Annotated in this window: 24 protein-coding genes, 1 tRNA gene and 1 riboswitch; of the genes, 23 read left to right on the plus strand and 2 right to left on the minus strand. The window is 65.0% G+C overall.

Going from position 1 to position 26,756, the window contains the following annotated elements; all coding sequences use genetic code 11:
- The first annotated feature begins 3 nt into the window (after positions 1-3).
- The 9 genes from rpe (at position 4) to hisF (ending at position 6,879) form a co-directional block, all read left to right on the plus strand.
- Positions 4-684 (plus strand): ribulose-phosphate 3-epimerase, encoded by a 681-nt coding sequence (gene rpe / locus AC1DIM_RS09390; protein WP_477710245.1) that lies wholly within the window; start codon positions 4-6, stop codon positions 682-684.
- Positions 685-724: 40 nt separating this feature from the next.
- A riboswitch (FMN riboswitch) is annotated at positions 725-879 on the plus strand.
- Positions 880-1,054: 175 nt separating this feature from the next.
- Positions 1,055-2,173, plus strand: a complete 1,119-nt coding sequence (ribD, locus tag AC1DIM_RS09395; RefSeq protein ID WP_477710215.1) for a bifunctional diaminohydroxyphosphoribosylaminopyrimidine deaminase/5-amino-6-(5-phosphoribosylamino)uracil reductase RibD — start codon at positions 1,055-1,057, stop codon at positions 2,171-2,173.
- Positions 2,173-2,808: a riboflavin synthase gene (locus tag AC1DIM_RS09400; protein WP_477710216.1), complete on the plus strand. Its 636-nt coding sequence runs from the start codon at positions 2,173-2,175 to the stop codon at positions 2,806-2,808. The genes ribD and AC1DIM_RS09400 overlap by 1 nt, the downstream gene beginning before the upstream one ends.
- Positions 2,805-3,521 (plus strand): 3,4-dihydroxy-2-butanone-4-phosphate synthase, encoded by a 717-nt coding sequence (gene ribB, locus AC1DIM_RS09405; protein WP_477710217.1) that lies wholly within the window; start codon positions 2,805-2,807, stop codon positions 3,519-3,521. The genes AC1DIM_RS09400 and ribB overlap by 4 nt, the downstream gene beginning before the upstream one ends.
- 10 nt (positions 3,522-3,531) lie before the next feature.
- Entirely contained in the window at positions 3,532-4,263 is a 732-nt protein-coding gene (gene ribA, locus AC1DIM_RS09410) for a GTP cyclohydrolase II (RefSeq protein ID WP_477710218.1), read from the plus strand.
- Between the two features lie 17 nt (positions 4,264-4,280).
- Positions 4,281-4,766, plus strand: coding sequence for a 6,7-dimethyl-8-ribityllumazine synthase (ribH, locus tag AC1DIM_RS09415; RefSeq protein WP_477710219.1), 486 nt, complete (start codon positions 4,281-4,283; stop codon positions 4,764-4,766).
- A 109-nt stretch (positions 4,767-4,875) separates the two neighbouring features.
- Positions 4,876-5,139, plus strand: coding sequence for a phosphoribosyl-ATP diphosphatase (locus AC1DIM_RS09420; RefSeq protein WP_028270786.1), 264 nt, complete (start codon positions 4,876-4,878; stop codon positions 5,137-5,139).
- Positions 5,140-5,229: 90 nt separating this feature from the next.
- A complete protein-coding gene (gene hisG / locus AC1DIM_RS09425) occupies positions 5,230-6,090 on the plus strand; it encodes an ATP phosphoribosyltransferase (RefSeq protein ID WP_477710220.1) in 861 nt (286 codons plus the stop codon).
- Positions 6,091-6,102: 12 nt separating this feature from the next.
- Entirely contained in the window at positions 6,103-6,879 is a 777-nt protein-coding gene (hisF, locus tag AC1DIM_RS09430) for an imidazole glycerol phosphate synthase subunit HisF (RefSeq protein ID WP_477710221.1), read from the plus strand.
- Positions 6,880-6,953: 74 nt separating this feature from the next.
- Here hisF and AC1DIM_RS09435 read toward each other — a convergent pair whose 3' ends face one another.
- A complete protein-coding gene (locus tag AC1DIM_RS09435) occupies positions 6,954-7,598 on the minus strand; it encodes a TIGR03085 family metal-binding protein (protein WP_477710222.1) in 645 nt (214 codons plus the stop codon).
- 136 nt (positions 7,599-7,734) lie between these two features.
- Here AC1DIM_RS09435 and hisI point away from each other — a divergent pair, with 136 nt between their 5' ends.
- The 11 genes from hisI (at position 7,735) to pyk (ending at position 23,029) form a co-directional block, all read left to right on the plus strand.
- Complete coding sequence (gene hisI, locus AC1DIM_RS09440) at positions 7,735-8,142, plus strand: phosphoribosyl-AMP cyclohydrolase (protein WP_477710223.1); 408 nt, start codon at positions 7,735-7,737, stop codon at positions 8,140-8,142.
- 103 nt (positions 8,143-8,245) lie between these two features.
- The gene (locus AC1DIM_RS09445; RefSeq protein ID WP_477710224.1) at positions 8,246-9,814 is read left to right on the plus strand and encodes an anthranilate synthase component I; all 1,569 of its coding nucleotides are present in this window, start codon (positions 8,246-8,248) and stop codon (positions 9,812-9,814) included.
- Entirely contained in the window at positions 9,811-10,413 is a 603-nt protein-coding gene (locus AC1DIM_RS09450; protein ID WP_477710225.1) for a Trp biosynthesis-associated membrane protein, read from the plus strand. Before AC1DIM_RS09445 ends, AC1DIM_RS09450 begins: the two co-directional genes overlap by 4 nt.
- 116 nt (positions 10,414-10,529) lie before the next feature.
- Positions 10,530-10,817, plus strand: a complete 288-nt coding sequence (locus AC1DIM_RS09455) for an HGxxPAAW family protein (protein ID WP_477710226.1) — start codon at positions 10,530-10,532, stop codon at positions 10,815-10,817.
- Entirely contained in the window at positions 10,817-11,638 is an 822-nt protein-coding gene (gene trpC, locus AC1DIM_RS09460) for an indole-3-glycerol phosphate synthase TrpC (protein ID WP_477710227.1), read from the plus strand. The genes AC1DIM_RS09455 and trpC overlap by 1 nt, the downstream gene beginning before the upstream one ends.
- Before the next feature lie 74 nt (positions 11,639-11,712).
- Complete coding sequence (gene trpB / locus AC1DIM_RS09465) at positions 11,713-13,140, plus strand: tryptophan synthase subunit beta (RefSeq protein WP_477710228.1); 1,428 nt, start codon at positions 11,713-11,715, stop codon at positions 13,138-13,140.
- The gene (gene trpA / locus AC1DIM_RS09470) at positions 13,140-13,946 is read left to right on the plus strand and encodes a tryptophan synthase subunit alpha (protein WP_477710229.1); all 807 of its coding nucleotides are present in this window, start codon (positions 13,140-13,142) and stop codon (positions 13,944-13,946) included. Before trpB ends, trpA begins: the two co-directional genes overlap by 1 nt.
- A gap of 5 nt (positions 13,947-13,951) precedes the next feature.
- The gene (gene lgt / locus AC1DIM_RS09475) at positions 13,952-15,133 is read left to right on the plus strand and encodes a prolipoprotein diacylglyceryl transferase (RefSeq protein WP_477710230.1); all 1,182 of its coding nucleotides are present in this window, start codon (positions 13,952-13,954) and stop codon (positions 15,131-15,133) included.
- Positions 15,134-15,397: 264 nt separating this feature from the next.
- Positions 15,398-20,008, plus strand: coding sequence for a glutamate synthase large subunit (gltB, locus tag AC1DIM_RS09480; RefSeq protein WP_477710231.1), 4,611 nt, complete (start codon positions 15,398-15,400; stop codon positions 20,006-20,008).
- Complete coding sequence (locus AC1DIM_RS09485) at positions 20,001-21,458, plus strand: glutamate synthase subunit beta (protein WP_477710232.1); 1,458 nt, start codon at positions 20,001-20,003, stop codon at positions 21,456-21,458. The genes gltB and AC1DIM_RS09485 overlap by 8 nt, the downstream gene beginning before the upstream one ends.
- Before the next feature lie 86 nt (positions 21,459-21,544).
- Positions 21,545-23,029, plus strand: a complete 1,485-nt coding sequence (pyk, locus tag AC1DIM_RS09490; protein ID WP_477710233.1) for a pyruvate kinase — start codon at positions 21,545-21,547, stop codon at positions 23,027-23,029.
- A gap of 126 nt (positions 23,030-23,155) precedes the next feature.
- Here the strand turns inward: pyk and AC1DIM_RS09495 are convergent, their stop codons facing one another.
- The gene (locus AC1DIM_RS09495) at positions 23,156-23,761 is read right to left on the minus strand and encodes an ANTAR domain-containing response regulator (protein WP_275213687.1); all 606 of its coding nucleotides are present in this window, start codon (positions 23,759-23,761) and stop codon (positions 23,156-23,158) included.
- A 203-nt stretch (positions 23,762-23,964) separates the two neighbouring features.
- Here AC1DIM_RS09495 and AC1DIM_RS09500 point away from each other — a divergent pair.
- The 3 genes from AC1DIM_RS09500 (at position 23,965) to AC1DIM_RS09510 (ending at position 26,753) form a co-directional block, all read left to right on the plus strand.
- A tRNA-Leu gene (locus AC1DIM_RS09500) sits at positions 23,965-24,046 on the plus strand.
- A gap of 692 nt (positions 24,047-24,738) precedes the next feature.
- Positions 24,739-25,782, plus strand: a complete 1,044-nt coding sequence (locus AC1DIM_RS09505; RefSeq protein ID WP_477710234.1) for a LacI family DNA-binding transcriptional regulator — start codon at positions 24,739-24,741, stop codon at positions 25,780-25,782.
- Positions 25,779-26,753: an ABC transporter permease gene (locus tag AC1DIM_RS09510; RefSeq protein ID WP_477710235.1), complete on the plus strand. Its 975-nt coding sequence runs from the start codon at positions 25,779-25,781 to the stop codon at positions 26,751-26,753. Before AC1DIM_RS09505 ends, AC1DIM_RS09510 begins: the two co-directional genes overlap by 4 nt.
- Positions 26,754-26,756: the final 3 nt, after the last annotated feature.

Consider the following 26,756-nt stretch of genomic DNA (forward strand, 5'->3'; position numbering starts at 1 on the left):
CCCATGCCGCAGTGCTGCATCCACCCGAGCATTCTGTCCGCCGACTTCGTCAACCTCGAAGCCGAACTGCAGCGGATCAGCAACGCAGACGCCGTCCACGTGGACGTTATGGACAACCACTTTGTCCCCAACCTCACCCTCGGGCTGCCCGTGGTCCAGCGGATCCAGGCCGTCAGCCCCGTCCCGCTGGATGCCCACCTGATGATCTCCGACGCCGACCGCTGGGCGCCCGGTTTCGCCGACGCAGGGCTGGCCTCGGTGACCTTCCACGCCGAGGCATCCATTGCCCCGGTCAAGCTTGCCCGGGAATTGCGGGCCCGTGGGTCCAAAGCCGGAATGGCACTGCGTCCGGCCACCGCAGTGGAACCGTACCTGGACATGCTTGAAGAACTGGACATGCTCCTGATCATGACCGTGGAGCCGGGTTTCGGTGGCCAGGCCTTCCTTGACCTGGCCCTCCCCAAGATCCGACGCGCCCGCGCAGCCATCGATGGTTCCGGCCTGGAGGTTGCCCTTCAGGTCGACGGCGGCATCACCGAGGAGACCATCCTGCGGGCTGCAGAGGCGGGGGCCAACGTCTTCGTGGCCGGCTCGGCCGTTTACGGTGCCGAGGACCCTGCCGCGGCCATCGGACGGCTGCGCGAGGCCGGCAGCCTTAGGTTACGCAGCGGGTCCGGGGAATAGTCTTGAGTCCTTAGCAGTTATGGCACAATAGCAACACACAATACGTGCTCCGGGGTCGGTGTAAGTCCGAACCGGCGGTGATAGTCCGCGACCCGCGAGCCGGCGCTTTCCCCAACCAGGGAGGGAACCGGCGGACGGTTGAACCGGTGAAATTCCGGTACCGACAGTTAAAGTCTGGATGAGAGAAGCACGTACAGCTGTATCCGTGGCGTCACAGTGACGCCACGTCTTCTGCTGTCGTATACCCCCGGAGCCATCGCGGTTCTAGAGGGAAGGAACGACACACACACATGAACCCCTTGCGATGGCTCTTTGAAGCCAGGCTGTCCCGTGGACGGGACGCCGAAAACGCCAAAACGGTGGCCGCCCTATGACTGCCGCCGACAATGTGACGGCGTTCAGCACCGCCGAGACCGCCGCCATGGACTCAGCCCTCGAAGCAGCCCTGCGCGGGCCGCGCGGAGCGAACCCGCTGGTGGGCGCCGTCGTGATCGATGCTGACGGCCGGCACCTGGTGACCGGATACCACCGCGGCGCCGGGACCCCCCACGCCGAAGCGGACGCGATTAGCCAGGCTGAGGCGGCCGGGCTGGACCTGACCGGCTGCACGATGGTGATCACGCTGGAACCCTGTGACCACAGCGGCAGGACAGGACCCTGCACGCAGGCGATCATCGCCACAGGGATCAAAGACGTGGTGTATGCCGTTGACGATCCCCATGACCCTGCCGCGGGCGGCGCAGCCACCCTGCGGAACGCCGGCGTCAAGGTCCGCAGCGGACTGGCCGCCGTCGAGGCTTTCGAGCTGAACCGCCAATGGTTCCTGGCCGTAGCCGCCCAACGGCCCTTCGTTACCCTGCACATCGCCCAGACTTTGGACAGCCGGATCGCGGCGGAGGACGGGACCAGCCAATGGATTTCGTCCCCTGAATCGCTCGCGGACAACCACAGCTTGCGGGGGCGGATCGACGCCATCCTCGTGGGCACCCAGACGGTGCTGGTGGACAACCCTCGCCTGACAGCGCGTGACGGGTCAGGTGCGGCCAGCGGTAAACAGCCACTGCGCGCCGTGATGGGGCTGCGGGAGATCCCGGCCGATGCCGCGGTCCACGGCGACGACGGCCACGTGCTCCACTTGCCCACGCGCGATCCGCAGGAGGCGTTGTCGCTGCTGTACGCCGCAGGAATCCGCCACGTCATGGTGGAAGGCGGCTCGCGTATCCTCAGCTCCTTCCTTGCCGCCGGGCTCGTGGACGAACTCATTGTCTACCTCGCGCCCACCCTGCTGGGCTCCGGAACACCGGCCCTGAACGGCCTGGGAATCACCACCCTCGAAGACGCCCGGCACTGGGAATGGGACCCGTCCGACGGCGGCGCGGTGCTGACGCTGGGACGCGACCTGAGGCTGCACCTCCGTCCGGAACCACTTGAAGCTTTGGAACCACAACCATCCCGCACTGCCGCGGAACCAGCCATGGGAGGCTACTGATGTTTACCGGAATTATTGCCGAACAAGGAAAGGTGCTGTCCGTGGAGCGGGACGGCGATACCAGCGCAACCCTCCGGCTGCACGCCCCGGGCACCACCGACGGGCTTGCCCTCGGCGGGTCCATTGCCGTGAACGGCGTCTGCCTGACTGCCACCGAAATTGACGGCAAGGACTTCAGCGTTGACGTGATGGGCGAAACCCTGGTGCGCAGCACCATCGGCGAGCTCGCCGCCGGTGATTCGGTCAACCTGGAGCGTTGCGTCCCGGCTGGCGGGCGGCTGGACGGCCACGTGGTGCAGGGCCATGTGGACGGCGTCGGGCAGCTGGTGGAACGCGAAGCCCTGGGCAACTGGGAACGCCTCCGCTTCGCCGTTCCGGCCAACCTCGCCCGCTATATCGCGGAAAAGGGCTCCATAGCGATCGACGGCGTTTCGCTCACCGTCACGGCGGTCAGCCCGGCGGAGAAGACCGAACCCTGGTTCGAAGTGGGGCTCATCCCCACCACGCTCGCGGACACCGGCCTCGGAGCCAAGAGCACCGGCAGCCGCGTCAACCTGGAAGTGGATGTGCTGGCCAAGTACACCGAACGGCTGCTGGCATTCAGCACCGGCGCAGCAAACGGAGGAACCCGATGAACACTACAGTCCGCCTCGAGGCCGCCGCGGAGGCGACGCCGCGTCCCGACGCAGCCAAGGGCCTTGACCTCGTGGAAGATGCCATCCGTGCCATGGCCGCCGGCCTGCCCGTGCTGGTGGTCGATAACGAGGACCGCGAAAACGAAGGCGACATTATCTTCGCGGCCCAGCACGCCACACCCGCCCTGATGGGCTGGACCATCCGGTACAGCTCCGGTGTCATCTGTGTCCCGCTGACCGGGGACCGCGCCGACGCCCTGGGACTGCCTCCCATGGTGGCTGTGAACCAGGACTCCAAAGGTACGGCTTACACCGTTTCCTGCGACGCGGCGGTGGGCGTCAGCACCGGAATTTCCGCCACGGACCGGGCCCTGACCGCACGCGTGCTGGCAGACCCCGCTTCCGGACCGGCGGCCGTGACGAGGCCAGGGCATATTTTTCCGCTCCGGGCCGTTAACGGGGGAGTGCGTGAACGCCCCGGCCACACCGAAGCGGCCGTGGACCTCTGCCGGCTTGCCGGACTGGAGCCGGTGGGCGTGATCGCGGAGGTTGTGTATGACGACGGTGAAATGATGCGGCTCGACGGGCTGCGCGCATTCGCCGCCGAACACGGGTGCCCCTTGATCTCGATTGAGGACTTGGTGGCTTACCTTGAAGCAGGGGCCGCGGTTCCCGCCGACAGTAACACCGGGCTGGACGCCCGGGCGGAGTAGAGGAGTAACGATGACGGTTTCCGGACTTTCGGACGATAGCCACCAGAACGGTCACCACCGCGGGGCAGCCAGTAACGGCCATGCCCACCACCCGGTGAGCGCCGGTCCTATCGTGCAGCTGCCCACCGCCTTTGGTGACTTTATTACGCAGGCCTGGACTGACCTGGTCACGGGTGCCGAGCATCTGGCGGTGAGCTCACCCAATCCTCCCAAGGACGGCCTTGCGCCCCTCGTCAGGCTCCACTCCGAGTGCCTGACCGGCGACGTCTTCGGTTCCTACCGTTGTGACTGCGGCGAACAGTTGGCCTATGCCCTGGAGCTCATCAACGAGTTCGGCGGCACGCTCCTGTACCTGCGCGGACAGGAAGGCCGGGGGATCGGCTTGGCCAACAAGATCAAGGCCTATGCCCTTCAGGAAGCCGGCTTCGACACCGTGGAGGCAAACGAGCAACTCGGGCTGCCCGTGGACGCGCGTTGCTACAAGGCTGCCGCCCAGATCTTGGCAGAGATGGGGCTGCACGAAGTCCGGCTCCTGAGCAACAACCCCGACAAACAAAACCGGCTTGCCAAGGCCGGCGTGAAGGTGGTGGAAATGGTTCCCACCGAGGTTCCGTCCCGCGACCAGAACATCCGCTACCTGCAGACCAAAAAGGACCGCATGGAGCACCGGCTGACGCTGGACACCCACGTAGTATCGGTGCCCGGCGCCGCTGCTGACACTTTCGCCCTCGAACAAGACTGAACGGACCACATACACGCATGAGCGGACACGGCGCACCAGATATCGACCTCACCACCCTCAACCCGGAGGAAACGTCGCAGCTCCGGCTGGCCATCGTGGCTGCCAGCTGGCACACCCAGATCATGGACGGACTCCTGGACGGGGCCTTGCGCGCCGCCAAAGACGCAGGAATCAGCGACCCCACCGTCCTGCGGGTTCCGGGAGCCTTCGAACTTCCGGTCGCTGCTGCGCGGCTGGCGCCGCACTTTGACGCAGTGGTGGCCCTCGGCGTCGTGATCCGCGGCGGCACGCCGCACTTCGAATACGTTTGCCAGGCGGCGACGTCGGGACTTACCGACGTGAGCGTCTCCACCGGAGTGCCGGTGGGCTTCGGCGTGCTGACCTGCGATACGGAGCAGCAAGGCCTGGACCGGGCTGGCCTGCCCGGCTCCAACGAGGATAAGGGCCACGAAGCAGTGACGGCGGCCCTGGCCACCGCTGTTCTGCTTAAGCCCTACAAGTAGCAGTTCGACAAAGAACAGCTGACGGGCGCGTGTGTGTTCCCTCACATCGCGCCCGTCATGCAACGGCCCGACAGGCGCCGTCAGGCGCGCAGCAAGTAGGCTGTAGGGCGTGAAGAATTTCGAGACGCTGTTCGCTGAACTGAGTGAAAAGGCAGCCACCCGTCCGGCAGGCTCCCGCACCGTCGCTGAATTGGAGTCCGGAGTCCACGGCATTGGCAAGAAAGTCGTGGAGGAAGCAGCCGAAGTCTGGATGGCCGCTGAGTACGAATCCGATGAGGCCGCGGCCGAGGAAATTTCCCAGCTGCTCTACCACCTGCAGGTTCTGATGCTCGCCAAAGGCCTGACCCTGGAAGACGTCTACAAGCATCTGTAGCCACTGCGCATTGTGCGGACTTCCCGGTCCGCCGCTGCCTTCTGTGGCCCGTTTGCCTGATCAATAGACCTCCCAACAAGAAAGACCCCCATGCTGCGAGTAGCCGTCCCCAACAAGGGCTCCCTGTCCGAAGCCGCCTCAGCCATGCTGTCCGAAGCCGGGTACCGCCAGCGCCGCGACACCCGCGAGCTGGTCATGATGGACCCGGACAACGGCATTGAGTTCTTCTTCCTCCGCCCGCGCGATATCGCCGTCTACGTCGGCCGCGGAACGCTCGACGTCGGCATCACCGGGCGCGACCTGCTGCTGGACGCTGAGGTGGAAGCAGATGAATTGCTGCCTTTGGGCTTTGCCGCCTCCACGTTCCGCTTTGCCGGACCGGTCGGGGACTTTACGGCAGTTGAACAACTTGAAGGCAAGCGCCTCGCCACCAGTTACGACGTGCTGCTGCGCGGCTACCTCGCCGAGCGGGGCGTCAACGCCACAGTGGTCCGGCTCGACGGCGCCGTTGAATCCTCCGTGCGCCTCGGCGTCGCGGACGCCATAGCCGACGTCGTCGAAACCGGCAACACACTCAAGGCCGCCGGCATGGAGATCTTCGGCGATCCGATCCTCAAGTCCGAGGCTGTGCTCATCCGCCGGACCGGAAAAGGCGGCGCCGCGAACGGCACTGCCAAGGAGATCGACGTACTCATTCGCCGCCTGCAGGGTGTCCTTGTCGCGCGGCAGTATGTCCTCATGGACTACGACATCCGCAAGGAACTGGTGGAGCAGGCTGCAGCCCTGACGCCCGGACTGGAATCGCCCACGGTCTCGCCGTTGCGTGACTCCGAGTGGGTGGCCGTGCGGTCCATGGTCCCGAAAAAGGAAACCAACCGCATCATGGACGAGCTTTACGATCTCGGTGCCCGCGCCATCCTGGTCAGCAGCATCCACGCCTGCCGGATCTAGGAGGAGATCGTCATGGCTGTAGCTGTACGAGTCATCCCGTGCCTCGACGTCGATGCCGGACGCGTTGTGAAGGGCATCAACTTCGAGGGGCTTCGCGACGCCGGCGATCCTGTGGAGTTGGCTCACCGTTACGACAACGCCGGGGCTGATGAGCTCACGTTCCTTGACGTCACCGCGTCCTCGGGCAACCGCGAGACCACCTTTGACGTGGTCCGGCGCACCGCCGAGGAAGTCTTTATCCCGCTGACCGTGGGCGGCGGAGTCCGCGGCGTGGCTGAGGTGGACAAGCTCCTGCGTTACGGCGCGGACAAAGCTTCCATCAACACGGCCGCCGTTGCCCGGCCGGACGTCATCAACGAAATCAGCAGGCACTTCGGGTCACAGGTCCTCGTCCTGTCCGTCGACGCCCGCCGGACACGCCCCGGAAAGAAGCCCACGCCGTCGGGCTTTGAAGTCACCACCCACGGCGGAAGAACCGGCACCGGCATTGACGCCATCGAGTGGGCCAAGGAAGCCGCCGACCGCGGCATCGGCGAGATCCTGCTCAACTCCATCGACGCCGATGGCACCAAGGACGGTTTCGACCTGGAACTCATCCGCCTGGTTCGGGCCGCCGTGAAGGTGCCGATCATCGCCTCAGGCGGAGCCGGGGAACCCGCCCATTTCCCGCCGGCCGTGGCCGCCGGCGCCGACGCCGTCCTGGCCGCCTCGATCTTCCACTGGGGCCCGGACAACATGATGGCCCAGGTTAAGCAGGCCATTCGGGAAGCAGGCTTCGAAGTCCGCTAGTCCCCGCTCGCACCTTAACCTCGCAGGCTCGGTCAGGGAACCCTGCGGGCGTGGGCCCACCACCCGCCCAAAAGTTAGAGGCCGACTTCGGCTGACTGTAGGAGGGCGACGGCGTCGGGCTGGCCTTCGAACGTGACCAAGGCGTGGCGGGTCCGGCCGTGGGCGTGCATGAGCAGTTCGCCCGGCTCGCCGACGATCGCCACCGAAACCGGTGCGCGCTTGGCTACGTGCCGGGGCCCGGAGGGACGCACCAGCACAATGCCGAGGTCCACGCCGCGGTAGAGGATGGCGGCCCGTTTGATGAGCTCGTCCCACAGGGCGTCCGAGTACGCCTCGTCGAGGGCCCGCGGCGCCCAGCGGTCACCGGCCCGGCGGATGTCCTCCGTGTGGACGAAGTATTCGATCAGGTTGGAGCTCTCGTCCAGTGCCTTGATCTTCATGGGCGACAGGGCAGGTGGCCCACCGCGGAAAGTGTTAACGAGGCCCGTGTAGTCGTCCGGGGTCTTCAGCTTGGCGGCGAGCTTGGCTGTGGCCTTATCGGAGGCCTTGGACAGGCTTTTGATGATGAGGCCCAGGCCCACGGCAGCCTTGCGTTCGCGCAGGTACAGATGCGCGGCAAGGTCCCTGGTGAGCCAGCCTCGGCAGAGGGTGGGGGCATCAGGGCCGGCCGCCAGAAGGGTCTCGGCCAGGACTTCTCGGGACGGGTCAACGTAATGCATCACTTGTGAAACTAGCACGAGAGCGCGGGAGTTGGGCAGCAGAACCGCCATAGCACGGGTGCCGTTGGTAACACACGGCGTGTATGCCGGGCGGAGCATATTCAGGCCCCTCAGATCAGGCACTAGACTTGACCTGATGTCTGAGCAGCCTGCCCCCGCCCCCGTACCTGTCCCGGCCCCCGTCACCGGCCCGCTTCCGCCGGCCGTGGCTGCGGCGCTAAAGCGTGACGGCGCCGGTCTCGTTGCTGCCGTGGTCCAGCAATTCGACACCAACGAGGTGCTCATGCTGGGCTGGATGGATGATGAGGCGCTGCACCGCACCATGACCAGCGGCCGGGTCACGTTCTACTCCCGCTCCCGCCAGGAATATTGGCGCAAGGGGGACACCTCGGGCCACGTCCAGTGGGTCAAATCCGTGGCCATGGACTGCGACGGCGATGCCCTGCTGGTCAGGGTGGACCAGGTGGGCGCGGCCTGCCACACGGGCACCCGGACCTGCTTCGACGGGCGTGCACTTGATGTCCAGGCAGGTTCGGCTCCCTGACCGACTCCCTGGGGCGGAACCCGCCGCAGGCTTCATACTTTTGCCAGCATAAAGACTGACGCCGTACCCGGCGGCACATAAGAACAGGCGGAAAAGCATAGCCATGCAGGACCTTGGAATCATCAGCCCGGGCCTCGAGGAGTTCCGCGAACTCGCCGGCACCAGCCGGGTCATCCCCGTCACGCTCAAGGTGTTGGCGGATGCTGAGACGCCCATCGGCCTGTACCGGAAGCTGGCCAACGGCCAGCCGGGAACCTTCCTGATGGAGTCCGCGGCGGTTGGCGGCACGTGGTCGCGGTACTCCTTTATCGGCGCCAAGTCCCGGGCCACTCTGACCACCAAGGACGGCCAGGCCCACTGGCTCGGGCAGCCCCCTGCAGGTGTGCCCTTGGACGGCAACCCGGTGGACGCCATCCGTGACACCATCGAAGCGCTGCGGACCAGCAGGTTCGAGGGTCTGCCGCCGTTCACGTCCGGCCTGGTGGGCTTCCTAGGTTGGGAAACCGTCCGGCATTGGGAACGCCTCACCAGCCCGCCCGAGGATGACCTCCACCTTCCCGAGCTGGCACTGAACCTGGTGACGGACATGGCCGTCCATGACAACCACGACGGCAGTGTGCTGCTCATCGCCAACGCCATCAACTTCGACAACAGCTCAGAGCGCGTTGACGAGGCCTGGCACGATGCCGTTGCCCGGGTGAAAGCCCTCCTCACCAAGGTCAGCACCCCGGTGGCGCAACCCGTTTCCGTGCTGGAACCTGCTGCTCTGGACTTCGCCTCCAGCGTCGAGGAGCGCTGGGCCGAACCCGCCTATCTGGAGGCACTGGACCGCGGCAAGGAAGCCATCGTGGACGGTGAAGTCTTCCAGGTAGTGATTTCCCGCCGCTTCGAGATGGAGTGCGGAGCCTCGCCCCTGGACGTGTACCGGGTCCTGCGCAACACCAACCCCAGCCCGTATATGTACCTCTTCAGCCTTGAGGACGCCGACGGCCGGGAGTACACGATCGTCGGCTCCTCGCCGGAGGCCCTGGTGACCGTGACCGGCGATGAAGTCATTACGCACCCCATCGCGGGTTCGCGGCCCCGCGGCAAGACGGTTGAAGGTGACAAGGCCCTGGCCGAGGAACTCCTGGCCGACCAGAAGGAACGCGCCGAGCACCTGATGCTGGTGGACCTGTCTCGCAACGACTTGTCCAAGGTCTGTGTGGCTGGCACGGTGGATGTCACCCAGTTCATGGAAGTGGAACGGTTCAGCCACATCATGCACCTGGTTTCGACGGTTGTGGGGACCTTGTCCCCCCAGGCCAAGGCCTACGACGTCCTCAAAGCAACCTTCCCCGCCGGTACGCTCTCCGGCGCCCCGAAGCCCCGGGCCCTGCGGCTGCTGGACCAGCTGGAGCCGCACCGGCGCGGGATCTATGGCGGCGTGGTGGGCTACCTCGACTTTGCCGGCGACATGGATATGGCCATCGCCATCCGCTCTGCCTTGCTGCGTGAAGGCCGGGCCTACGTCCAGGCCGGCGGCGGCATCGTGGCGGACTCGGTGAACCCCACCGAAGCGATCGAAACCGTGAACAAGGCCGCCGCCCCGCTCCGGGCGGTGCACACGGCCGGATCGCTGCGCAACATCGCCGCAGAGTCACTGCCCGAACCGGGGAAGGCACGCGAATGACCCCGGTCTGGGCGCGGAAATCCACTTTGGTCCTGCTGATTGCCGTGCTGGCCCTGGCAGTCTTCGGCACCACCACCCAAACCTGGATCACAGTGACCCTGGATCCGGACCAGGCGGGCCAGGCCGCAGGGGGCCAGCACACCCTCACCGTCCAGGGCAGCAAGGCAGCCACAGCGGTGACCGCGCTGGCGCTGGTGGCGTTGGCCGGGGGGCTGGCTGCGTCCATTGCCGGGAGGATCGCACGGTGGGTCATTACCGCCATCGTGGTCCTCGCTGCGGCCGGCATCATCACCGCAGCCGCCACGGTGCTGGCCGATCCGCTGAGCGCCGCGCAAGGTTCCATTGCTGCCGCCACCGGAGTCAGCGGAAGCCGCGCAGGAACCGGGGTGACCCCCTTCCCGGTGGTCGCCGTCGTCGTCGGAATCCTGCTGGCGCTGGGCGCCCTGCTGATCGTCCCGGCGGGCCGGTACTGGAAGTCCCGCACCAAATATGACGCGGCCGCCCACGATGCCGCGGTAGGAACTTCCGCCGCAGCCGCAGGGCCAGTGGATGAGATCGACAGCTGGGACAGGCTCTCACGCGGCGACGATCCCACCTGAGCGCCGCCGGCCGCCGCCGGAAATAAGCCGCTCAAACCGCGGCCCGGCCCGCCGATGGGCAGGTTGCGACCAAAAAATGGCAGAATGTAAGCAGTATTGATCCTGAGGAGATTCACATGAGCAAAGCACCCGCACCCGCGTCCAAAACCGCCCCGGCATCTGCCGTGCACCACGGCGTTGACCACAGCCAGGATCTGGGCCACGGCAACAGCCCCGCTGCGTGGACCTGCGTGATTGTCATGCTGGTGGGCGCGCTCATCGCGGCAATCGCCTTTGTCATCGCCAACACTCCCATCTTCATCGCGGGCGCATGCGTTATGGTCCTCGGCCTGATCCTCGGCTTCATCATGCGCAAGGCAGGCTACGGCGTCGAAGGCAGCAAGCTGAAGAACATCGGCCACTGATGGCCACCGTTCTCGATGACATCAATGCCGGTGTCAGGGAGGATATGGAAGCCAGGAAGCGCCTGGTTTCCCTTGCCGAAGTGAAGGATTTGGCCGCAGCGGCCGCCCCGGCGCGTGATGCGTGGGCAGCCCTTGGCGGCCCGGCCGCACCGCGCGACCAGCTCAAGGTGATCGCCGAAATCAAGCGCCGCAGTCCCTCGAAGGGGGACCTTGCCACCATTGTGGATCCTGCCTCACTCGCGGCCCAGTATGCCGACGGCGGTGCCGCCGTGATCAGTGTCCTCACTGAACAGCGGCGTTTCAAGGGCTCCCTCGCCGACCTGGATGCCGTCCGCGCCCGCGTGGATATTCCGCTGCTGCGCAAAGACTTCACGCTCGACGAGTACCAGATCTGGGAAGCCCGTGCCCACGGCGCGGACCTGATCCTGCTCATCGTGGCGGCGCTCTCCGACGGCCAGCTGCACGAATTCAGCGCGCTCAGCCGGGAACTGGGCATGAATGTCCTGGTGGAAACGCACACAGAAGCCGAAATCGAACGTGCCGTGGCGGCGCAGGCGCGCATCATCGGCGTCAACGTCCGCAACCTCAAAACGCTCGACGTCGACCGTTCCGTTTTCGCGTCCCTCGCCGGCCTGATCCCCAGCGAAGCGCTGGTTGTCGCCGAATCCGGCGTGCGCAGTGTGGACGACGTGTCGCATTACGCGGCGAGCGGCGCAAACGCGATCCTGGTGGGCGAAGCCCTGGTGAGCGACTCGACTCCGCGGGAGCGGATCGCCGAGTTCACAGCGGCCGGCGCTGCCGCGATCGCCGCACGGGCCTAGCCCCCCGGCAACCGCCGGCCCTGGTGCCGGCGGCACAATACTTCTGAACGATCAACTGGAACAGGACGGGACCGATGGCTGAAGCCTCAGAGAACGCTGACAACAACCCCGCGGAGGCATTCCTGCAGGGCGGCTCGCTGAAGCATGCCCCCGGGCCCTACTTTGGCGGTTACGGCGGACGGTGGATGCCCGAATCGCTCATCGCCGCGCTGGACGAGCTTGAGGACACCTTCGAAAAGGCCAAGGCTGATCCTGAGTTCCTGGCCCAGATCGCGGACCTGAACAAGAACTATTCCGGCCGCCCGTCACTGCTGACCGAAGCCAAGAGGTTCTCGAAGCACGCCGGCGGGGCCCGGATCTTCCTCAAGCGCGAGGACCTGAACCACACCGGATCGCACAAGATCAACAACGTGCTGGGCCAGGCCCTGCTGGCCAAGCGCATGGGCAAGACCCGCGTCATCGCAGAGACGGGCGCGGGGCAGCACGGCGTGGCCAGCGCCACCGCCGCGGCACTGCTCGGCCTCGAATGCGTTGTCTACATGGGCGCCGAGGACTGCCGCCGCCAGGCGCTGAACGTGGCCCGCATGCAGTTGCTGGGCGCTACGGTGGTGCCGGTGACCAACGGTTCCCAGACCCTGAAGGACGCCATCAACGACGCCCTCCGGGACTGGGTCAGCAACGTTGACACCACCCATTACCTGCTCGGTACCGCCGCAGGCGCGCACCCGTTCCCGGCCATGGTCCGTTTCTTCCACGAGGTCATCGGCGAGGAAGCCCGTGCCCAGATCCTGGAGCAGACCGGAAAGCTGCCCGACGCCGTCGTTGCCTGCATTGGCGGCGGCTCCAACGCGATTGGCATCTTCCACGGCTTCCTGGATGACCCCGGCGTCAAGATCTATGGTTTCGAGGCCGGCGGCGACGGCGTCGAGACAGGGCGCCACGCGGCCACCATTACGCTCGGCAAGCCCGGTGTCCTCCACGGTGCGCGCTCCTACCTCATGCAGGACGACGACGGTCAGACCATCGAGTCCCACTCCATCTCAGCGGGCCTGGACTACCCGGGTGTGGGTCCGGAGCACGCCTACCTGGCCGATATCGGCCGGGTCACGTATGAGCCCATCACCGACACCGAGGCCATGGATGCGTTCAAGCTGCTGTGCCGGACCGAGGGCATCATTCCTGCCATCGAGTCCTCCCACGCCCTCGCCGGCGCCATCAAGGTGGGCAAGCGCCTGACCGAGGGCAGCGCCGACCCTTCCGAAACGGTCATCATCGTCAACCTCTCCGGCCGCGGAGACAAGGATGTGGAGACCGCCGCGGAGTGGTTCGGCATGCTCGACGAGGAGGGAAAGGTCAAGGGCACGAACCTTTCCACCCGCAAGCCCAAGGGCCCTGCCGACCGGACCGAAACTGAAGCCGTTCCCGCCGCCGGCGCGCCTGCTGCCGTTGGCGACAAAGCCGTCGCAGACACCCATGCCGTAGACAACAACGAGGACCACTGATGACTGAACTGACGGCCAGCAAGTCCGCCGCCGCCATCGACCGCGCCCGCGACGCCGGACGCTCAGCCCTGGTCTGCTACCTGCCGGCTGGGTACCCCGATGTCCAGGCCACCATCGACGCAGGCATTGCCATGGCGAAGAACGGTGCCGACCTGATCGAAATCGGCATTCCGTACTCGGATCCGGTCATGGACGGTCCCGTCATCCAGGCGGCCACCACCGAAGCCATCGCCAATGGATTCCGCGTGGAGAGCGTGTTTGACGTCGTGGCCGGCATCACGGCGGCCACCGATGTGGCCGTGCTGGTCATGACCTACTGGAACCCCGTGCTCCGAATGGGCGTGGACGAGTTTTCCCGCAGGCTGGCCGAAGCCGGGGGAGCAGGGCTCATCACGCCGGACCTTATCCCGGACGAAGCGTCAGAATGGTTCGCTGCCTCGGATAAGTACGGACTGGACAGGGTGTTCCTCGTGGCCCCTTCCTCCACTCCCGAGCGACTGGCCATGACCGTGAAGGCAAGCCGGGGCTTTGTGTACGCAGTGTCCATCATGGGCGTCACGGGCACCCGCCAGGATGTCAGCAGCAGCGCTGAGCAGCTCGTCGCCGACACCCGTGCCGCCGGGGCCGAGCGCGTCTGCGTGGGGCTCGGCGTGTCCAACGCCGGGCATGTCCGCGAGATCGCCGCCTACGCTGACGGCGTCATCGTAGGCACCGCGCTGGTTGCCGCAATCCGCGACGGCGGTGTCCCCGCCATCGCAGAGCTTACCCACGACCTGAGTGCCGGCCTCGCCAGGGAAGTAGCCTAGCCACGATGCAGATCCTCCTTCAGGCCGCCGCCCTGGTGCCGGCCAGCATTCCCAGCCCGGGCTGGTCCGGCTTCGACATCCCGCTGCCCTGGGGGTCACTCCGGATCCACGCCTATGCCCTGTGCATCCTGGCCGGGATCATCGCGGGCCTGTGGCTGACCTCCGTCAGGTGGGCCCGGCGCGGCGCCCCTGAAGGAAGTGTCTGGGACATCGTCATCTGGGCGATTCCATTCGGCATCATCGGCGGCCGTCTCTATCACGTGGTCTCGTCGCCGGACCAGTACTTCGGCCCCGGTTTCGACGGCACCGGGGATCTTTGGCTGATCCCGCAGATCCAACGCGGCGGACTGGGCATCTGGGGTGCCGTGGTCCTGGGCGTCCTGGGAGCCTGGATCGGCTGCCGGCGCGCTGGCGTGAAGCTCACATCCTTCCTTGACGCAGCGGCACCGGGCCTGCTGTTGGCCCAGGCCATCGGCAGGTGGGGAAACTACTTCAACCAAGAGCTTTTCGGCGGGCCCACAACGCTGCCCTGGGGTCTGCAGATCGATCCGAACAATGCCAACTTCCCGGCTGGCATGCCGGCAGATACGCTGTTCCACCCTACGTTCCTGTATGAGTCCCTCTGGAACATTGCGGGCGTGCTCATCCTGCTCGCCCTTGACCGCAGGTTCAACTTCCGCCGTGCCCGGCTGTTCTGGCTCTACGCGATGTACTACACGCTGGGCCGGGTCTGGATCGAAGCGATGCGCATCGATGATGCTGAGCAGGTCAACCTCTTCGGCATCACCACCAGGCTCAATGTCTGGACCAGCATTTTCGTCTTTGTGGCAGCGCTTATCGTGTTCGTCCTGCTGGGGCGGAAAGGCCGGCCCGAACCGGATACGCCTTATCTGGCGGGTCGTGGCCCGGCCGCCGAGGGTGCGGGCGAGGTCAGGGACGGCGGGGAAGATGGTGTTCGTGTGGCGCCCGGGATTCCGGCTGTCCGCGATGCGGATACCCGTGTCTCAGATAGTGAATCGCATGATAATCTGCCTGATATCCAAAATGGACCCGGAAATTCTTCCACCCCAACGGAAGAGGAACCGGCATCCAGGGACGGCGACACGGCCATCCCTGTGACGTCGGAGGCCGGGAATTCCGGCCACAAGGCAACGGAATCCGCGCCGGAGGCTGGCACAAGCAAGTAGCACGCCGGCACGGCAGGGCAGCAGAGTCACCCCTCGGAGCGCCCACACACCACAGCGTCGTGGCAAGAAGGGCCCGCCCAGGCAGCAGATAGCCGCTGTTTGGTCAAGCCCGGGTCAGGGGCCTGCGTAACTGTTCGTTCAGCAGGCCTGTCTGGCCTACAATTTCCAGTAAATAACACTTTGTTGTGCCCATCACATCGGCGCTCAGAAGTGGGGCCAACGGTGTCCCTTCCATACGTACGATCTCGAGGAAGGACGTCTTCAATGACCCATCTTCATAGCCCGCGTTGGTCCGAAAAAATAGGATCCGACGGCCCCGTCTCTCCGTTCAAGCGCTTCGCTGCGCTGCCGGAGGCCCGGGGTCTATACAACCCGGAAAACGAAAAAGACGCCTGTGGCCTTGCGATCATCGCCACGCTCCGCGGTGAGCCTGGTTACGACATCGTCGACGCCGCCCTGACCGCGCTGCGCAACCTCGAGCACCGTGGTGCCGTGGGCGCAGACGAAGGCACCGGTGACGGTGCCGGCCTCCTGATGCAGATCCCCGACGAGTTCTTCCGGGCCATTACAGAATTCGAACTTCCCGCGCCCGGACAGTACGTGGCGGGCACTGCGTTCCTGCCGTCCGAGCAGCGCGAGGCCGACGCCGCCAAAGCAGGCATCGAAGGCCTTGCCACTGATGAAGGCCTCACCGTCCTGGGCTGGCGCGAAGTGCCCATCGTGGCTGACCTGGTGGGTGCCATGGCCCGCGCCTGCATGCCGTACTTCTCACAGCCCTTCCTTGCCTCGGCAACCGGCGAGCACTTGGACCGCAATGAGCTCGACGCCCGGGCCTGGCGGATCCGCAAGCGTGCCCAGAACAAGTTCGGTGTTTACTTCCCGTCCCTGTCTTCCCGCACGATCGTCTACAAGGGCATGCTGACCACTGCCCAGCTGGAGCCGTTCTACCCGGACCTCTCCGACAAGCGCTTCAAGACCAAGCTGGCGATCGTCCACTCGCGCTTCTCCACCAACACCTTCCCGTCCTGGCCGCTGGCCCAGCCGTTCCGCACCATCGCCCACAACGGTGAAATCAACACCGTCAAGGGCAACCGGAACTGGATGCGCGCCCGCCAGTCCCAGCTCGCCAACCCGCTCCTGGGGGATTCCCCCGAAGAGCTGTACCCCATCTGCACGCCCGGTGCCTCCGACTCAGCGTCCTTCGACGAGGTGGCTGAGCTGCTCTGGCTCTCCGGCCGGCCCATCACGCACTCGATCATGATGATGATCCCGGAGGCCTGGGAGAACCATGCCACCATGGATCCCGCACGGCGCGCGTTCTACGAATACCATTCACTGCTCATGGAGCCCTGGGACGGTCCCGCCGCCGTCTCCTTCACTGACGGCAACCTGGTAGGCGCCACCCTGGACCGCAACGGCCTGCGGCCCGGACGCTACTGGATCACCGAGGACGGACTGGTTATCTTCGCCTCTGAGGTGGGCGTGATCGACGTCGAACCCTCCAAAGTGGTTAAGAAGGGCCGCGTTTCGCCGGGCAAGATGTTCCTGGTGGACACTGACGCCGGCCGCATCATTGACGACGAAGAGGTCAAAGCGGACGTCGCCGCGGCGAACCCTTGGGCCGCATGGCTCAAGGACAACCTGATCGACCTCAAGGACCTCCCGGAGCGCGAGCATGTGGTCCATACGGCTGCGTCGGTGAACATCCGCCAGCGGACCTTCGGTTACACCACCGAAGAGCTCAAGATCCTGCTGGGACCGATGGCCCGCACCGGTGCGGAACCGCTGGGCGCCATGGGCTCCGACACCCCGGTGGCAGTGCTGTCCAAGCGCCCCCGGCTGCTCTTCGACTACTTTGTGCAGTCCTTCGCGCAGGTCACCAACCCGCCGCTGGATGCCATCCGTGAAGAGCTGGTCACTTCGCTGACCTGCGCCATCGGCCCCAACGGCAACCTGCTGGACACCAAGCGGGTCCGGCAGCCGCAGGTTTCGCTGCCGTTTCCGGTGATCACCAACGACCAGCTCGCCAAGATCGCCAATATTGAAACGCCCGACGGCGACCGCATAGCCATGAAGGTCCGTGGCCTGTACCGCCCCGAAGGCGGCGAGTCCGCGTTGCGTGCCCGTCTCACCGAAATCTGCGAGCAGGTTTCCGGTGCCATCAACCGCGGCGTGCAGTACGTGGTGCTCTCCGACCGTGACTCGAACGCCCAGTGGGCACCGATTCCTTCGCTGCTGCTGGTCAGCGCCGTGCACCACCACCTGCTCCGCAGCGCCAACCGCACCAAGACCGCCCTCGTGGTCGAGGCCGGCGACGTCCGCGAGACGCACCACGTTGCTGTCCTGATCGGCTACGGCGCCTCCGCAGTGAACCCGTACCTCGCCATGGAATCTGTCGAACAGCTCATTTCCACGGGCGACGTGGTGGGGGTGACGCCGCAGGACGGCGTGTACAACCTCATCAAGGGCCTCGGCAAGGGCGTCCTGAAGATCATGTCCAAGATGGGCATCTCCACCGTGGCCTCCTACACCGGCGCGCAGACGTTCGAGGCCCTGGGCCTTGGGCAGGAACTGGTGGACGAATTCTTCGCCGGCACTCACTCGCAGCTGGGCGGCGTGGGCCTGGACGTCATCGCTGCCGAGGTTTCCGCACGGCACCAAATGGCGTACCCGGAAGGCGGAATCGAGCAGCCGCACCGCCCCCTGCTTGGCGGCGGCGAATACCAGTGGCGTCGCGACGGCGAGCCGCACCTCTTCAACCCGGAGACCGTCTTCCGGCTGCAGCACGCCACCCGTGAGCGCCGCTACGACATCTTCAAGGCCTACACCAAGGGTGTGGACGACCAGTCCGAGAACCTGATGACCCTGCGCGGTCTGCTCAAGTTCAAGAATGATCGTCCCGCGGTTCCGTTGGAGGAAGTGGAGCCTGTCTCCAGCGTTGTGAAGCGCTTCTCCACCGGCGCCATGAGCTACGGTTCCATCTCGAAGGAAGCCCACGAGACCCTCGCGATCGCCATGAACCAGTTGGGCGCAAAGTCCAACACCGGTGAAGGCGGCGAGGACGTGGACCGGCTGCTGGATCCCAAGCGCCGTTCTGCGGTCAAGCAGATCGCCTCGGGCCGGTTCGGTGTCACCAGCCTGTACCTGACCAACGCCGACGACATCCAGATCAAGATGGCGCAGGGTGCCAAGCCCGGCGAAGGAGGCCAGCTGATGGCGCAGAAGGTGTACCCCTGGGTTGCCCGGACGCGTCACTCGACGCCCGGCGTCGGGCTCATTTCTCCACCCCCGCACCACGACATCTACTCCATCGAGGACCTCGCGCAGCTCATCTACGATGCGAAGCGCGCCAATCCCTCGGCCCGGGTCCACGTCAAGCTCGTCTCCGAAGTGGGGATCGGCACTGTGGCATCGGGTGTCACGAAAGCGAAGGCCGACGTCGTACTTGTCTCCGGACACGACGGCGGCACGGGCGCCTCCCCGCTGAACTCGCTCAAGCATGCGGGTGTGCCGTGGGAGCTGGGACTCGCGGAGACCCAGCAGACGCTGATGCTCAACGGCTTGCGCGACCGCGTGGTGGTGCAGGTTGACGGCCAGCTCAAGACCGGCCGGGACGTGGTTATTGCCGCGCTGCTCGGCGGTGAGGAGTTCGGCTTCGCCACCGCTCCGCTGGTGGTGGAAGGCTGCATCATGATGCGCGTCTGCCACCTGGACACCTGCCCCGTGGGTGTGGCAACGCAAAACCCGGAACTGCGGGCCCGCTTCAGCGGCAAGCCCGAGTTCGTGGTCAACTTCTTCGAGTTCCTGGCCGAGGAAGTCCGCGAGATCCTTGCCGAACTTGGGTTCCGCAGCATCGAGGAGGCCATTGGCCATGCCGAGGTGCTGGATGCCCGCGAGGCGATTAACCACTGGAAGGCCGACGGCCTGGACCTGGACCCGATCCTGCACGGTCTCGAGTTCGACGACGACGCTCCGCTGCGCAACATGACCTCGCAGAACCACGAGCTGGATAAGCACTTCGACCAGCGGCTGATCACCATGGCTACGGAGGCGCTGACTGACCGCAGCCCGGTGAAGATCGCCGTGGACGTCATCAACACTGACCGCTCGGTGGGCACCATGCTCGGGCACACGGTGACCAAGACGTTCAGTACTGACGTGCTGGCGCCGGACACCATCGACATCACCCTGACGGGCACAGCCGGTCAGTCGCTGGGCGCGTTCCTGCCCGCCGGCATCACGCTGCGCCTGTTCGGCGACTCGAACGACTACGTCGGCAAGGGCCTTTCCGGCGGACGCATCATTGTCCGGCCGGACCGCAGCAACGTGTTCAAGGCGGAAGCCAACGTCATCGCCGGCAACGTGATCGGCTACGGCGCCACGAGCGGCGAAATGTTCCTGCGCGGCCAGGTGGGCGAACGCTTCCTGGTCCGCAACTCGGGCGCCACCGCCGTCGTTGAAGGCATCGGTGATCACGGCTGCGAGTACATGACCGGCGGTCAGACGCTGATCATCGGCCGGACCGGACGCAACTTCGGTGCCGGCATGTCCGGCGGTACCGCTTACGTGCTGGACCTGCGGATCACGCGGGTCAACAAGGACGCCCTGCAATCAGGTGAGCTCCAGCTCATGGAGCTCGACGCCGAAGACCGCGACATTGTCCACGGCCTGCTGCTGAAGCACGTTGAGGAAACGGAATCGCTGCACGCTGCCCGGCTGCTGGAGAACTTCGACGACACTGCTGCCCGCATCACCAAAGTGCTGCCGCGCGATTACGCGGCAGTCCTGCAAACCCGGCTTGACGCCATCGAAGAGGGCCTGGACCCCGACGGCGAAGAAGTTTGGGCTCGAATCCTGGAGGTAACCGGTGGCTGATCCACGCGGATTTCTAAAAGTACGCCAGCGTGAAACCCAGCCACGCCGCCCTGTTCCGGTCCGCATCATGGACTGGAAGGAAGTTTACGAGGCCCAGGAAAAGGGCGTCCTGAAGGCCCAGGCGGGCCGCTGCATGGACTGCGGCGTTCCGTTCTGCCATCAGGGCTGCCCGCTGGGCAACCTGATCCCGGAGTGGAACGACCTCACCTGGCGGGACAAAGGCGAGGAAGCGATTGAGCGGCTGCATGCCACCAACAACTTCCCCGAATGGACCGGCCGGCTGTGCCCGGCGCCCTGTGAGGCGTCGTGCGTGCTGGGGATCAACCAGCCTGCCGTGACCATCAAGCAGGTTGAAGTCTCGATCGCCGATGAGGCCTGGGACAACGGCTGGGTTAACCCGCTGCCCCCGACGCGCCTGACCGGAAAGACCGTTGCCGTCGTCGGCTCCGGCCCTGCCGGCCTGGCCGTCGCGCAGCAGCTGACCCGCGTGGGCCACACCGTGGCGGTGTACGAGCGTGACGACAAGATCGGCGGGCTCCTCCGCTACGGCATCCCCGACTTCAAGATGGAGAAGGAGCAGGTGGACCGGCGCGTCGAGCAGATGAAGGCCGAAGGCACCCGCTTCCGCACCGGCGTCGCCGTGGGTACCGACGTGACGTGGGAGCAGCTGCGCCGCCGGTACGACGCCGTGGTGGTTGCCACCGGCGCCACCGTCCCGCGTGACCTGCCCATTCCCGGCCGCGGCCTGGAGGGCGTGCACTACGCCATGGATTACCTGGTGCCGGCCAACCGCGTTGTCGCGGGGGAGACCGTGGAGAACCAGATCCACGCCAGGGGCAAGCACGTGGTGATCCTGGGCGGCGGCGACACCGGAGCCGACTGCCTCGGCACCGCGCACCGCCACGGGGCCGCCTCGGTGACCACCCTGGCCATCGGCAAGCAGCCGCCGTCCGAACGTGCCGGGCACCAGCCCTGGCCGACGTTCCCCACGCTGTTCGAAATGGCCAGCGCCCACGAGGAGGGCGGCGAACGCACGTACCTCGCCTCCACCGTGGAGTTCGTGGGCGAGAACGGCAAGCTCACCGGCGTGAAGGTAGCTGAAACGGAATTCGTCGACGGCAAGCGGCTCCCCAAGGCCGGTACCGAGCGGATCATTCCAGCGGACCTGGTGTTCCTGTCCCTGGGCTTTACCGGAGCAGAGCCGGCCGGCATCACCGAGCAGGTCAGTGCCGACTTCGATGGCCGCGGCAACGTGTCCCGCGACGGCTACTACATGACCAACACTGAGGGAATCTTCGTGGCGGGCGACGCCGGCCGCGGGCAGTCTCTCATCGTGTGGGCCATCGCCGAGGGCCGTGCCTGCGCAGCCGCGGTGGACAAGTTCCTTATGGGGAGCACCATCCTGCCGGCGCCGGTGGCGCCGACGGACCGCGCCATCACCGTACTCTGACGAACGGTCCCAGACGCACGGTCAGTTCGCCTCAGGTTCACTTCCATAACGACTTAATCAATGCAGCACACTATTAGGGTAGGTATATGAGACGCGCTAAGATTGTGGCCACCTTTGGCCCGGCAATTGCCAGTTTTGAGAACACCTTGGCGGTGTTGGAAGCCGGCGTGGACGTGGCCCGGATGAACATGAGCCACGGCGACTATTCCGTGCATGACATCACCTACGAGAACGTTCGCAAGGCTGCAGCACAGCTGAGCAAGCCGGTGGCCATCATGGCTGACCTGCAGGGCCCGAAGATCCGCCTGGGCCGGTTTGTTGACGGCCCGCATGAGCTCGCCGAGGGTGACGTCTTCACCATCACCACCGAGGATGTTCCGGGCACCAAGGAGATTTGCTCCACGACGCTCAAGAGCCTCACCGAAGACGTCAAGGTGGGCGATGCCCTGCTGATCGACGACGGCAAGGTCGCCCTGCGCGCGACCGAGGTGGACGACGTCAAGGTCGTTACGGTCGTCACTGTCGGCGGCATGGTGTCCAACAACAAGGGCATCAACCTGCCCGGTGTTGCCGTGAATGTTCCCGCGTTGAGCGAAAAGGATGAGGACGATCTTCGCTGGGCGATGCGCCGCGGTGTGGACCTCATTGCGCTGTCCTTCGTTCGCGATGCGTCAGACATCACCCGCGTGCACGAGATCATGGATGAAGAGGGCCGGCGAGTGTCGGTCATCGCCAAGATCGAAAAGCCGCAGGCGGTGGAACAGCTCCACGAAATCATCGACGCCTTCGACGCCATCATGGTGGCCCGTGGCGACCTCGGCGTGGAACTTCCCCTGGAGGAAGTGCCGATTGTACAGAAGCGCGCCATTGAACTGGCGCGCCGCTGGGCCAAGCCGGTCATCGTGGCCACCCAGGTCCTYGARTCCATGATYGACAACCCGCGYCCSACCCGKGCSGAGGCYTCGGACTGCGCCAACGCMGTSCTCGACGGYGCCGACGCAGTSATGCTKTCCGGMGAGACSAGCGTGGGCAAGTACCCGATCGAGACCGTCAAGGTCATGGCCCGGATCATCGAGTCCACCGAGGTCCACGGCCTGGAGCGCGTCCCCCCGCTGGGGACCAAGCCCAAGACCCGTGGTGGCGCCATCACGCGTGCCGCCGTCGAAATCGCTGACCAGCTGGATGCGAAGTACATCTGTACCTTCACCCAGTCCGGCGACTCCGCACGCCGTCTGTCGCGTCTGCGCCCCATCAAGCCGGTGTTCGCATTTACTCCGGTGGAGCGCGTGTGGAACCAGCTGGCATTGACCTGGGGTATCCAGCCGGTGCTGGTTCCTATGGTGGGCCACACCGATGAGATGACCGCACAGGTTGACCGCAGCCTCCTGGAAATGAAGCTGGTGAAAGATGGTGACCTGGTGATCATCGCCGCCGGTTCGCCTCCCGGCAAGGCTGGTTCCACCAACATCCTGAAGGCGCACAGGGTGGGCGACTTCGCAGACGCCGGCAGCCTGGGCGACGGCAGTGAGAGTGCTCCCAGGGAGAAGCTCGGCCCCTGGCCGACGTCCTGACGAGTTAAGACGCCTTGGCGGCTTAAATGGAAGAACCCCCGCCGGTTGGCGGGGGTTCTTCCATTTAAACAGTTCCTTGAGCCTGAGGCCCGGTGCTTGAGCTTGCCGAAATTCCGGCCAGGCTCGCTAGTTGACCTGATTGATGATGGTCTCGGCGACTTCGCGCATGCTGAGGCGGCGGTCCATGGAGGTCTTCTGGATCCAGCGGAAAGCTTCCGGCTCGGTCAGGCCCATCTTGGTGGTCAGCAGGCTCTTGGCGCGCTCCACGAGCTTGCGGGTGGCGAACTGCTCCTGCAGGTCCGACACCTCGCTCTCAAGGGCCTTGATCTCCTCGTGGCGGGAGAGGGCGATCTCCAGGGCCGGAATGAGGTCTGCCGGGGTGAAGGGCTTGACCACGTAGGCCATGGCGCCGGCGTCGCGGGCGCGCTCCACGAGTTCCTTCTGGCTGAACGCYGTCAGCAGGACCACGGGGGCGATGCGGGCCTTGACGATCTTCTCGGCCGCGGTGATGCCGTCCATGACGGGCATCTTGACGTCCATCAGCACAAGGTCAGGTTTAAGTTCTTCGGCGAGCTGCACGGCCTTCTCGCCGTTGTCTGCTTCGCCCACGACGTCGTACCCCTCGCCGCGCAGGATCTCGATGATGTCGAGCCGTATGAGGGTTTCATCTTCGGCCACAATGACGCGGCGCGCCGGCTGGGACGTGGGGTTTGACTCCGTCGGTTCAGTCACGGGATCTCCTTGGAAGGGTACGGGGGAACATCACCATTTTAGGTGCGCCCGCGGCCGTACTTTGAACTGCATGGTCTATTGCGGCTTCAGCGGCGCGATTCTGGGATTTAGCCTATCTGCATGTAGAGTAATTCCGCGTACGTGAAGCGATCGCGTTGCTCACAATCAGCTGTGGGCGTACCGGTCTGCAGCACGTATTCCGCGCCCGAGTGGCGGAATTGGCAGACGCGCCGCACTCAAAATGCGGTATCGAAAGGTGTGTGGGTTCGAGTCCCACCTCGGGCACGCATGACCCCTCGCCAGAGGGGTTTTTGCTTTAATGTGTGGACATTGTCTCTCGGAGGGTCCCTCTGACACTGTCCGCGGTCGGTGCCTGGCGCCGCGGTCGCCTATTTGGTTGTGTGGGTGGCGGGGTCAGGGTCCTGCCTGGGGGTCCTCCGCCTGCTGGGATCTAGGGCTATGCGTCGTCCCTTCTGACTGCTCCGGTGGCCAGTTGTTGGCCTTCACTCGTTCATGGTTAGTAGTTGTTGTGTCGACATGACCAGACGAAATGCTTTTCGGGATTTTCCTCGGATAACTGCCTTAGGCGAGCGAGGTGAAGGGCGCCCATGCGTGTTTGTCCGGCCAAAGGGAGTGTGCACATTGTGCACACTCTCGTGCACGTACGGCTTTTCGGCCTGAATTTTGATTCCTCCTCCTGGCGCTGCCTGAACCACTTCATGCAGGTCTCTGTTCCAGGCGACATGATTTTGTAGCCCAGACCCGCGGTCTCCCAATCGTTCCGGGTCCTGCCAACCGCCGCCTCGGTCGGAGACCACGCCGCCAGGCGGAGGTTTTCAAATGAGGCAACGTATCCGGCTACGCGGAGGTTTTCAATGAGTCAACGCGCACTGTTGACGGCTGGTGTGATGCACGATACAGTTCATCAGAAGTTATACGCATAACCTACCAAATTACCTAAGGCTCGAGGAGGTGTCATGGCTGGATCGCGGCCGAAGTCAGGACCGACGATGCATGACGTCGCGGCTGCTGCCGGGGTTTCGCAGGCGACCGTGTCGCTGGTGTTAAATTCGGCTTCCGGGTCGCGCTTCTCTGAGGACACCCGCCGGCGGGTCCGCGAGGCCGTGGATCGGCTGGGGTACCGCACCAACGCGCACGCCAAGGTCCTCCGCGACGGGGTGGCCGGCATGATCGGATTCATTGGCGACACCGTAGCCACAACACCATTCGCCGGGGCCATTATCGAGGGGGCGCAGCAGCGGGCCTGGGAAGACGGGCTCCTCCTGCTGGCAGTAAACACTGGGGGTGACAAGGAGCTTGAGGTCGCATCCCTGGACACCATGCTTTCCTACAAGGTTGCCGGTGTGGTTTATGCCGCCATGTATCACCGTGTGTTGGATGTCCCGGCGGCTCTGGCAGGAGTGCGGTCGGTGGTGCTGAACTCCCAGGACCGGGCAGGGCGATTCCCGAGCGTCGCCCCCGACGAAGTGAAGGGCGGTTATGCCGCCACGCGCCGGCTGCTTGACGCAGGGCACCGCGGTATAGGGCTGATCAACATCGAGACCTTGGAGAGCGGGCTGCCTGCTGCTGTCGGCCGTTATGAGGGCTACACCAGGGCCCTTCGGGAGGCGGGCCTGGACGTGGATCCGGATCTGGTGCGCTTCGGTGGGGGCGGCGAGGAAGACGGGTACCGGTACGCGATGGAGCTGCTGACGAGTCCGAAGCCGCCAACGGCAATTTTCTGTGCCAACGACCGGGGCGCCTGGGGCGCCTATCAGGCGGTCTCGGATTTGGGTCTGTCCATCCCTCGGGACGTCTCTATTGTGGGTTTCGATAATCAGGCAACGCTGGCACCGTTCCTGCGGCCGGGCCTGACTACCTTTGAGCTGCCGTTCGTCGCCATGGGCCGGCGCGCGGTCGAACTGATCCTCCAGGACGCGGAACCCGATGGCCGGGTCGAGCTAATGGACTGCCCTCTGATTGAACGTAACTCAGTGACCCATCCTAAGGAGATGCCATGAGCCGCACCATCCCGGCCCGACGCGGGCGTCCGTCCGCGGCATTGTCGCCGCAACGAAAGATTTCCCTTTCGCTCCGTCTGAAGAGGATTTTCCGGGCGTGGCAGTTATACGTATTACTAGCCCCCTCCCTCATCTATATCGCGGTCTTCAAATACTGGCCGATGTACGGCGTGCAGATCRCCTTCAAGAACTACAACCCTGCTGACGGGTTCACGGACAGCCCCTGGGTGGGTCTGACGCACTTCATCCGGTTCGTGAACTCGTACCAGTTCGGCCAGGTCCTCGGAAACACGCTGTGGATTGCCGTACTGGGCCTGCTGGTGGCTTTTCCGATCCCGATCATCCTCGCGTTGCTGGTCAATCAGCTCCAAAGCGAGAGGTTCAAGAAGTTCACCCAGACGGTACTGTATTCGCCTGCATTCATTTCCACGGTGGTGGTGGTCGGCATCATGTTCGTGGTCCTGTCGCCGAGGTCGGGGCTGGTGAACAACGCCATCCAGTTGGCCGGCGGCGAGCCGATCTTCTTTATGGGATCGGCCGAGTGGTTCCGTCCCATCTACGTTATCTCCGACGTCTGGCAGAACGCCGGATTCTCCATGATCGTGTACCTCGCGGCACTGGCGGCCATCGACCCGGCACTGCATGACGCGGCCAAGGTCGACGGTGCCTCGAAGCTGCAACGCATCCGGCATATCGACTTACCGGGCATCATGCCGGTGGTAACGATCCTGTTCATCCTCGCCATCGGAAACCTGCTCAACGTCGGATTCGAGAAGGCACTGCTGATGCAGACCCCGCTGAACCTCTCGAGCTCGGAGATCATCCAGACCTACGTCTATCACGCCGGTCTGCAGCAGGCCCAGTTCAGCTATTCGGCCGCCATCGGCCTGTTCAACTCCATCCTCAACCTGGCGCTACTGCTCTTCTTCAACACGGTGGCGCGCCGGGCCAACCAAGCGACCCTGTGGTGATGC

Source organism: Pseudarthrobacter sp. 01T43 (assembly GCF_056398665.1).

What these genes read in the sequence shown, in the direction of transcription:
- rpe (WP_477710245.1), top strand. Translation starts at nt 4, where the DNA reads ATGCCGCAGTGCTGCATCCACCCGAGCATTCTGTCCGCCGACTTCGTC.
- ribD (WP_477710215.1), top strand. Translation starts at nt 1,055, where the DNA reads ATGACTGCCGCCGACAATGTGACGGCGTTCAGCACCGCCGAGACCGCC.
- AC1DIM_RS09400 (WP_477710216.1), top strand. Translation starts at nt 2,173, where the DNA reads ATGTTTACCGGAATTATTGCCGAACAAGGAAAGGTGCTGTCCGTGGAG.
- ribB (WP_477710217.1), top strand. Translation starts at nt 2,805, where the DNA reads ATGAACACTACAGTCCGCCTCGAGGCCGCCGCGGAGGCGACGCCGCGT.
- ribA (WP_477710218.1), top strand. Translation starts at nt 3,532, where the DNA reads ATGACGGTTTCCGGACTTTCGGACGATAGCCACCAGAACGGTCACCAC.
- ribH (WP_477710219.1), top strand. Translation starts at nt 4,281, where the DNA reads ATGAGCGGACACGGCGCACCAGATATCGACCTCACCACCCTCAACCCG.
- hisG (WP_477710220.1), top strand. Translation starts at nt 5,230, where the DNA reads ATGCTGCGAGTAGCCGTCCCCAACAAGGGCTCCCTGTCCGAAGCCGCC.
- hisF (WP_477710221.1), top strand. Translation starts at nt 6,103, where the DNA reads ATGGCTGTAGCTGTACGAGTCATCCCGTGCCTCGACGTCGATGCCGGA.
- AC1DIM_RS09435 (WP_477710222.1), bottom strand. Translation starts at nt 7,598, where the DNA reads ATGCATTACGTTGACCCGTCCCGAGAAGTCCTGGCCGAGACCCTTCTG.
- hisI (WP_477710223.1), top strand. Translation starts at nt 7,735, where the DNA reads ATGTCTGAGCAGCCTGCCCCCGCCCCCGTACCTGTCCCGGCCCCCGTC.
- AC1DIM_RS09445 (WP_477710224.1), top strand. Translation starts at nt 8,246, where the DNA reads ATGCAGGACCTTGGAATCATCAGCCCGGGCCTCGAGGAGTTCCGCGAA.
- AC1DIM_RS09450 (WP_477710225.1), top strand. Translation starts at nt 9,811, where the DNA reads ATGACCCCGGTCTGGGCGCGGAAATCCACTTTGGTCCTGCTGATTGCC.
- AC1DIM_RS09455 (WP_477710226.1), top strand. Translation starts at nt 10,530, where the DNA reads ATGAGCAAAGCACCCGCACCCGCGTCCAAAACCGCCCCGGCATCTGCC.
- trpC (WP_477710227.1), top strand. Translation starts at nt 10,817, where the DNA reads ATGGCCACCGTTCTCGATGACATCAATGCCGGTGTCAGGGAGGATATG.
- trpB (WP_477710228.1), top strand. Translation starts at nt 11,713, where the DNA reads ATGGCTGAAGCCTCAGAGAACGCTGACAACAACCCCGCGGAGGCATTC.
- trpA (WP_477710229.1), top strand. Translation starts at nt 13,140, where the DNA reads ATGACTGAACTGACGGCCAGCAAGTCCGCCGCCGCCATCGACCGCGCC.
- lgt (WP_477710230.1), top strand. Translation starts at nt 13,952, where the DNA reads ATGCAGATCCTCCTTCAGGCCGCCGCCCTGGTGCCGGCCAGCATTCCC.
- gltB (WP_477710231.1), top strand. Translation starts at nt 15,398, where the DNA reads ATGACCCATCTTCATAGCCCGCGTTGGTCCGAAAAAATAGGATCCGAC.
- AC1DIM_RS09505 (WP_477710234.1), top strand. Translation starts at nt 24,739, where the DNA reads ATGGCTGGATCGCGGCCGAAGTCAGGACCGACGATGCATGACGTCGCG.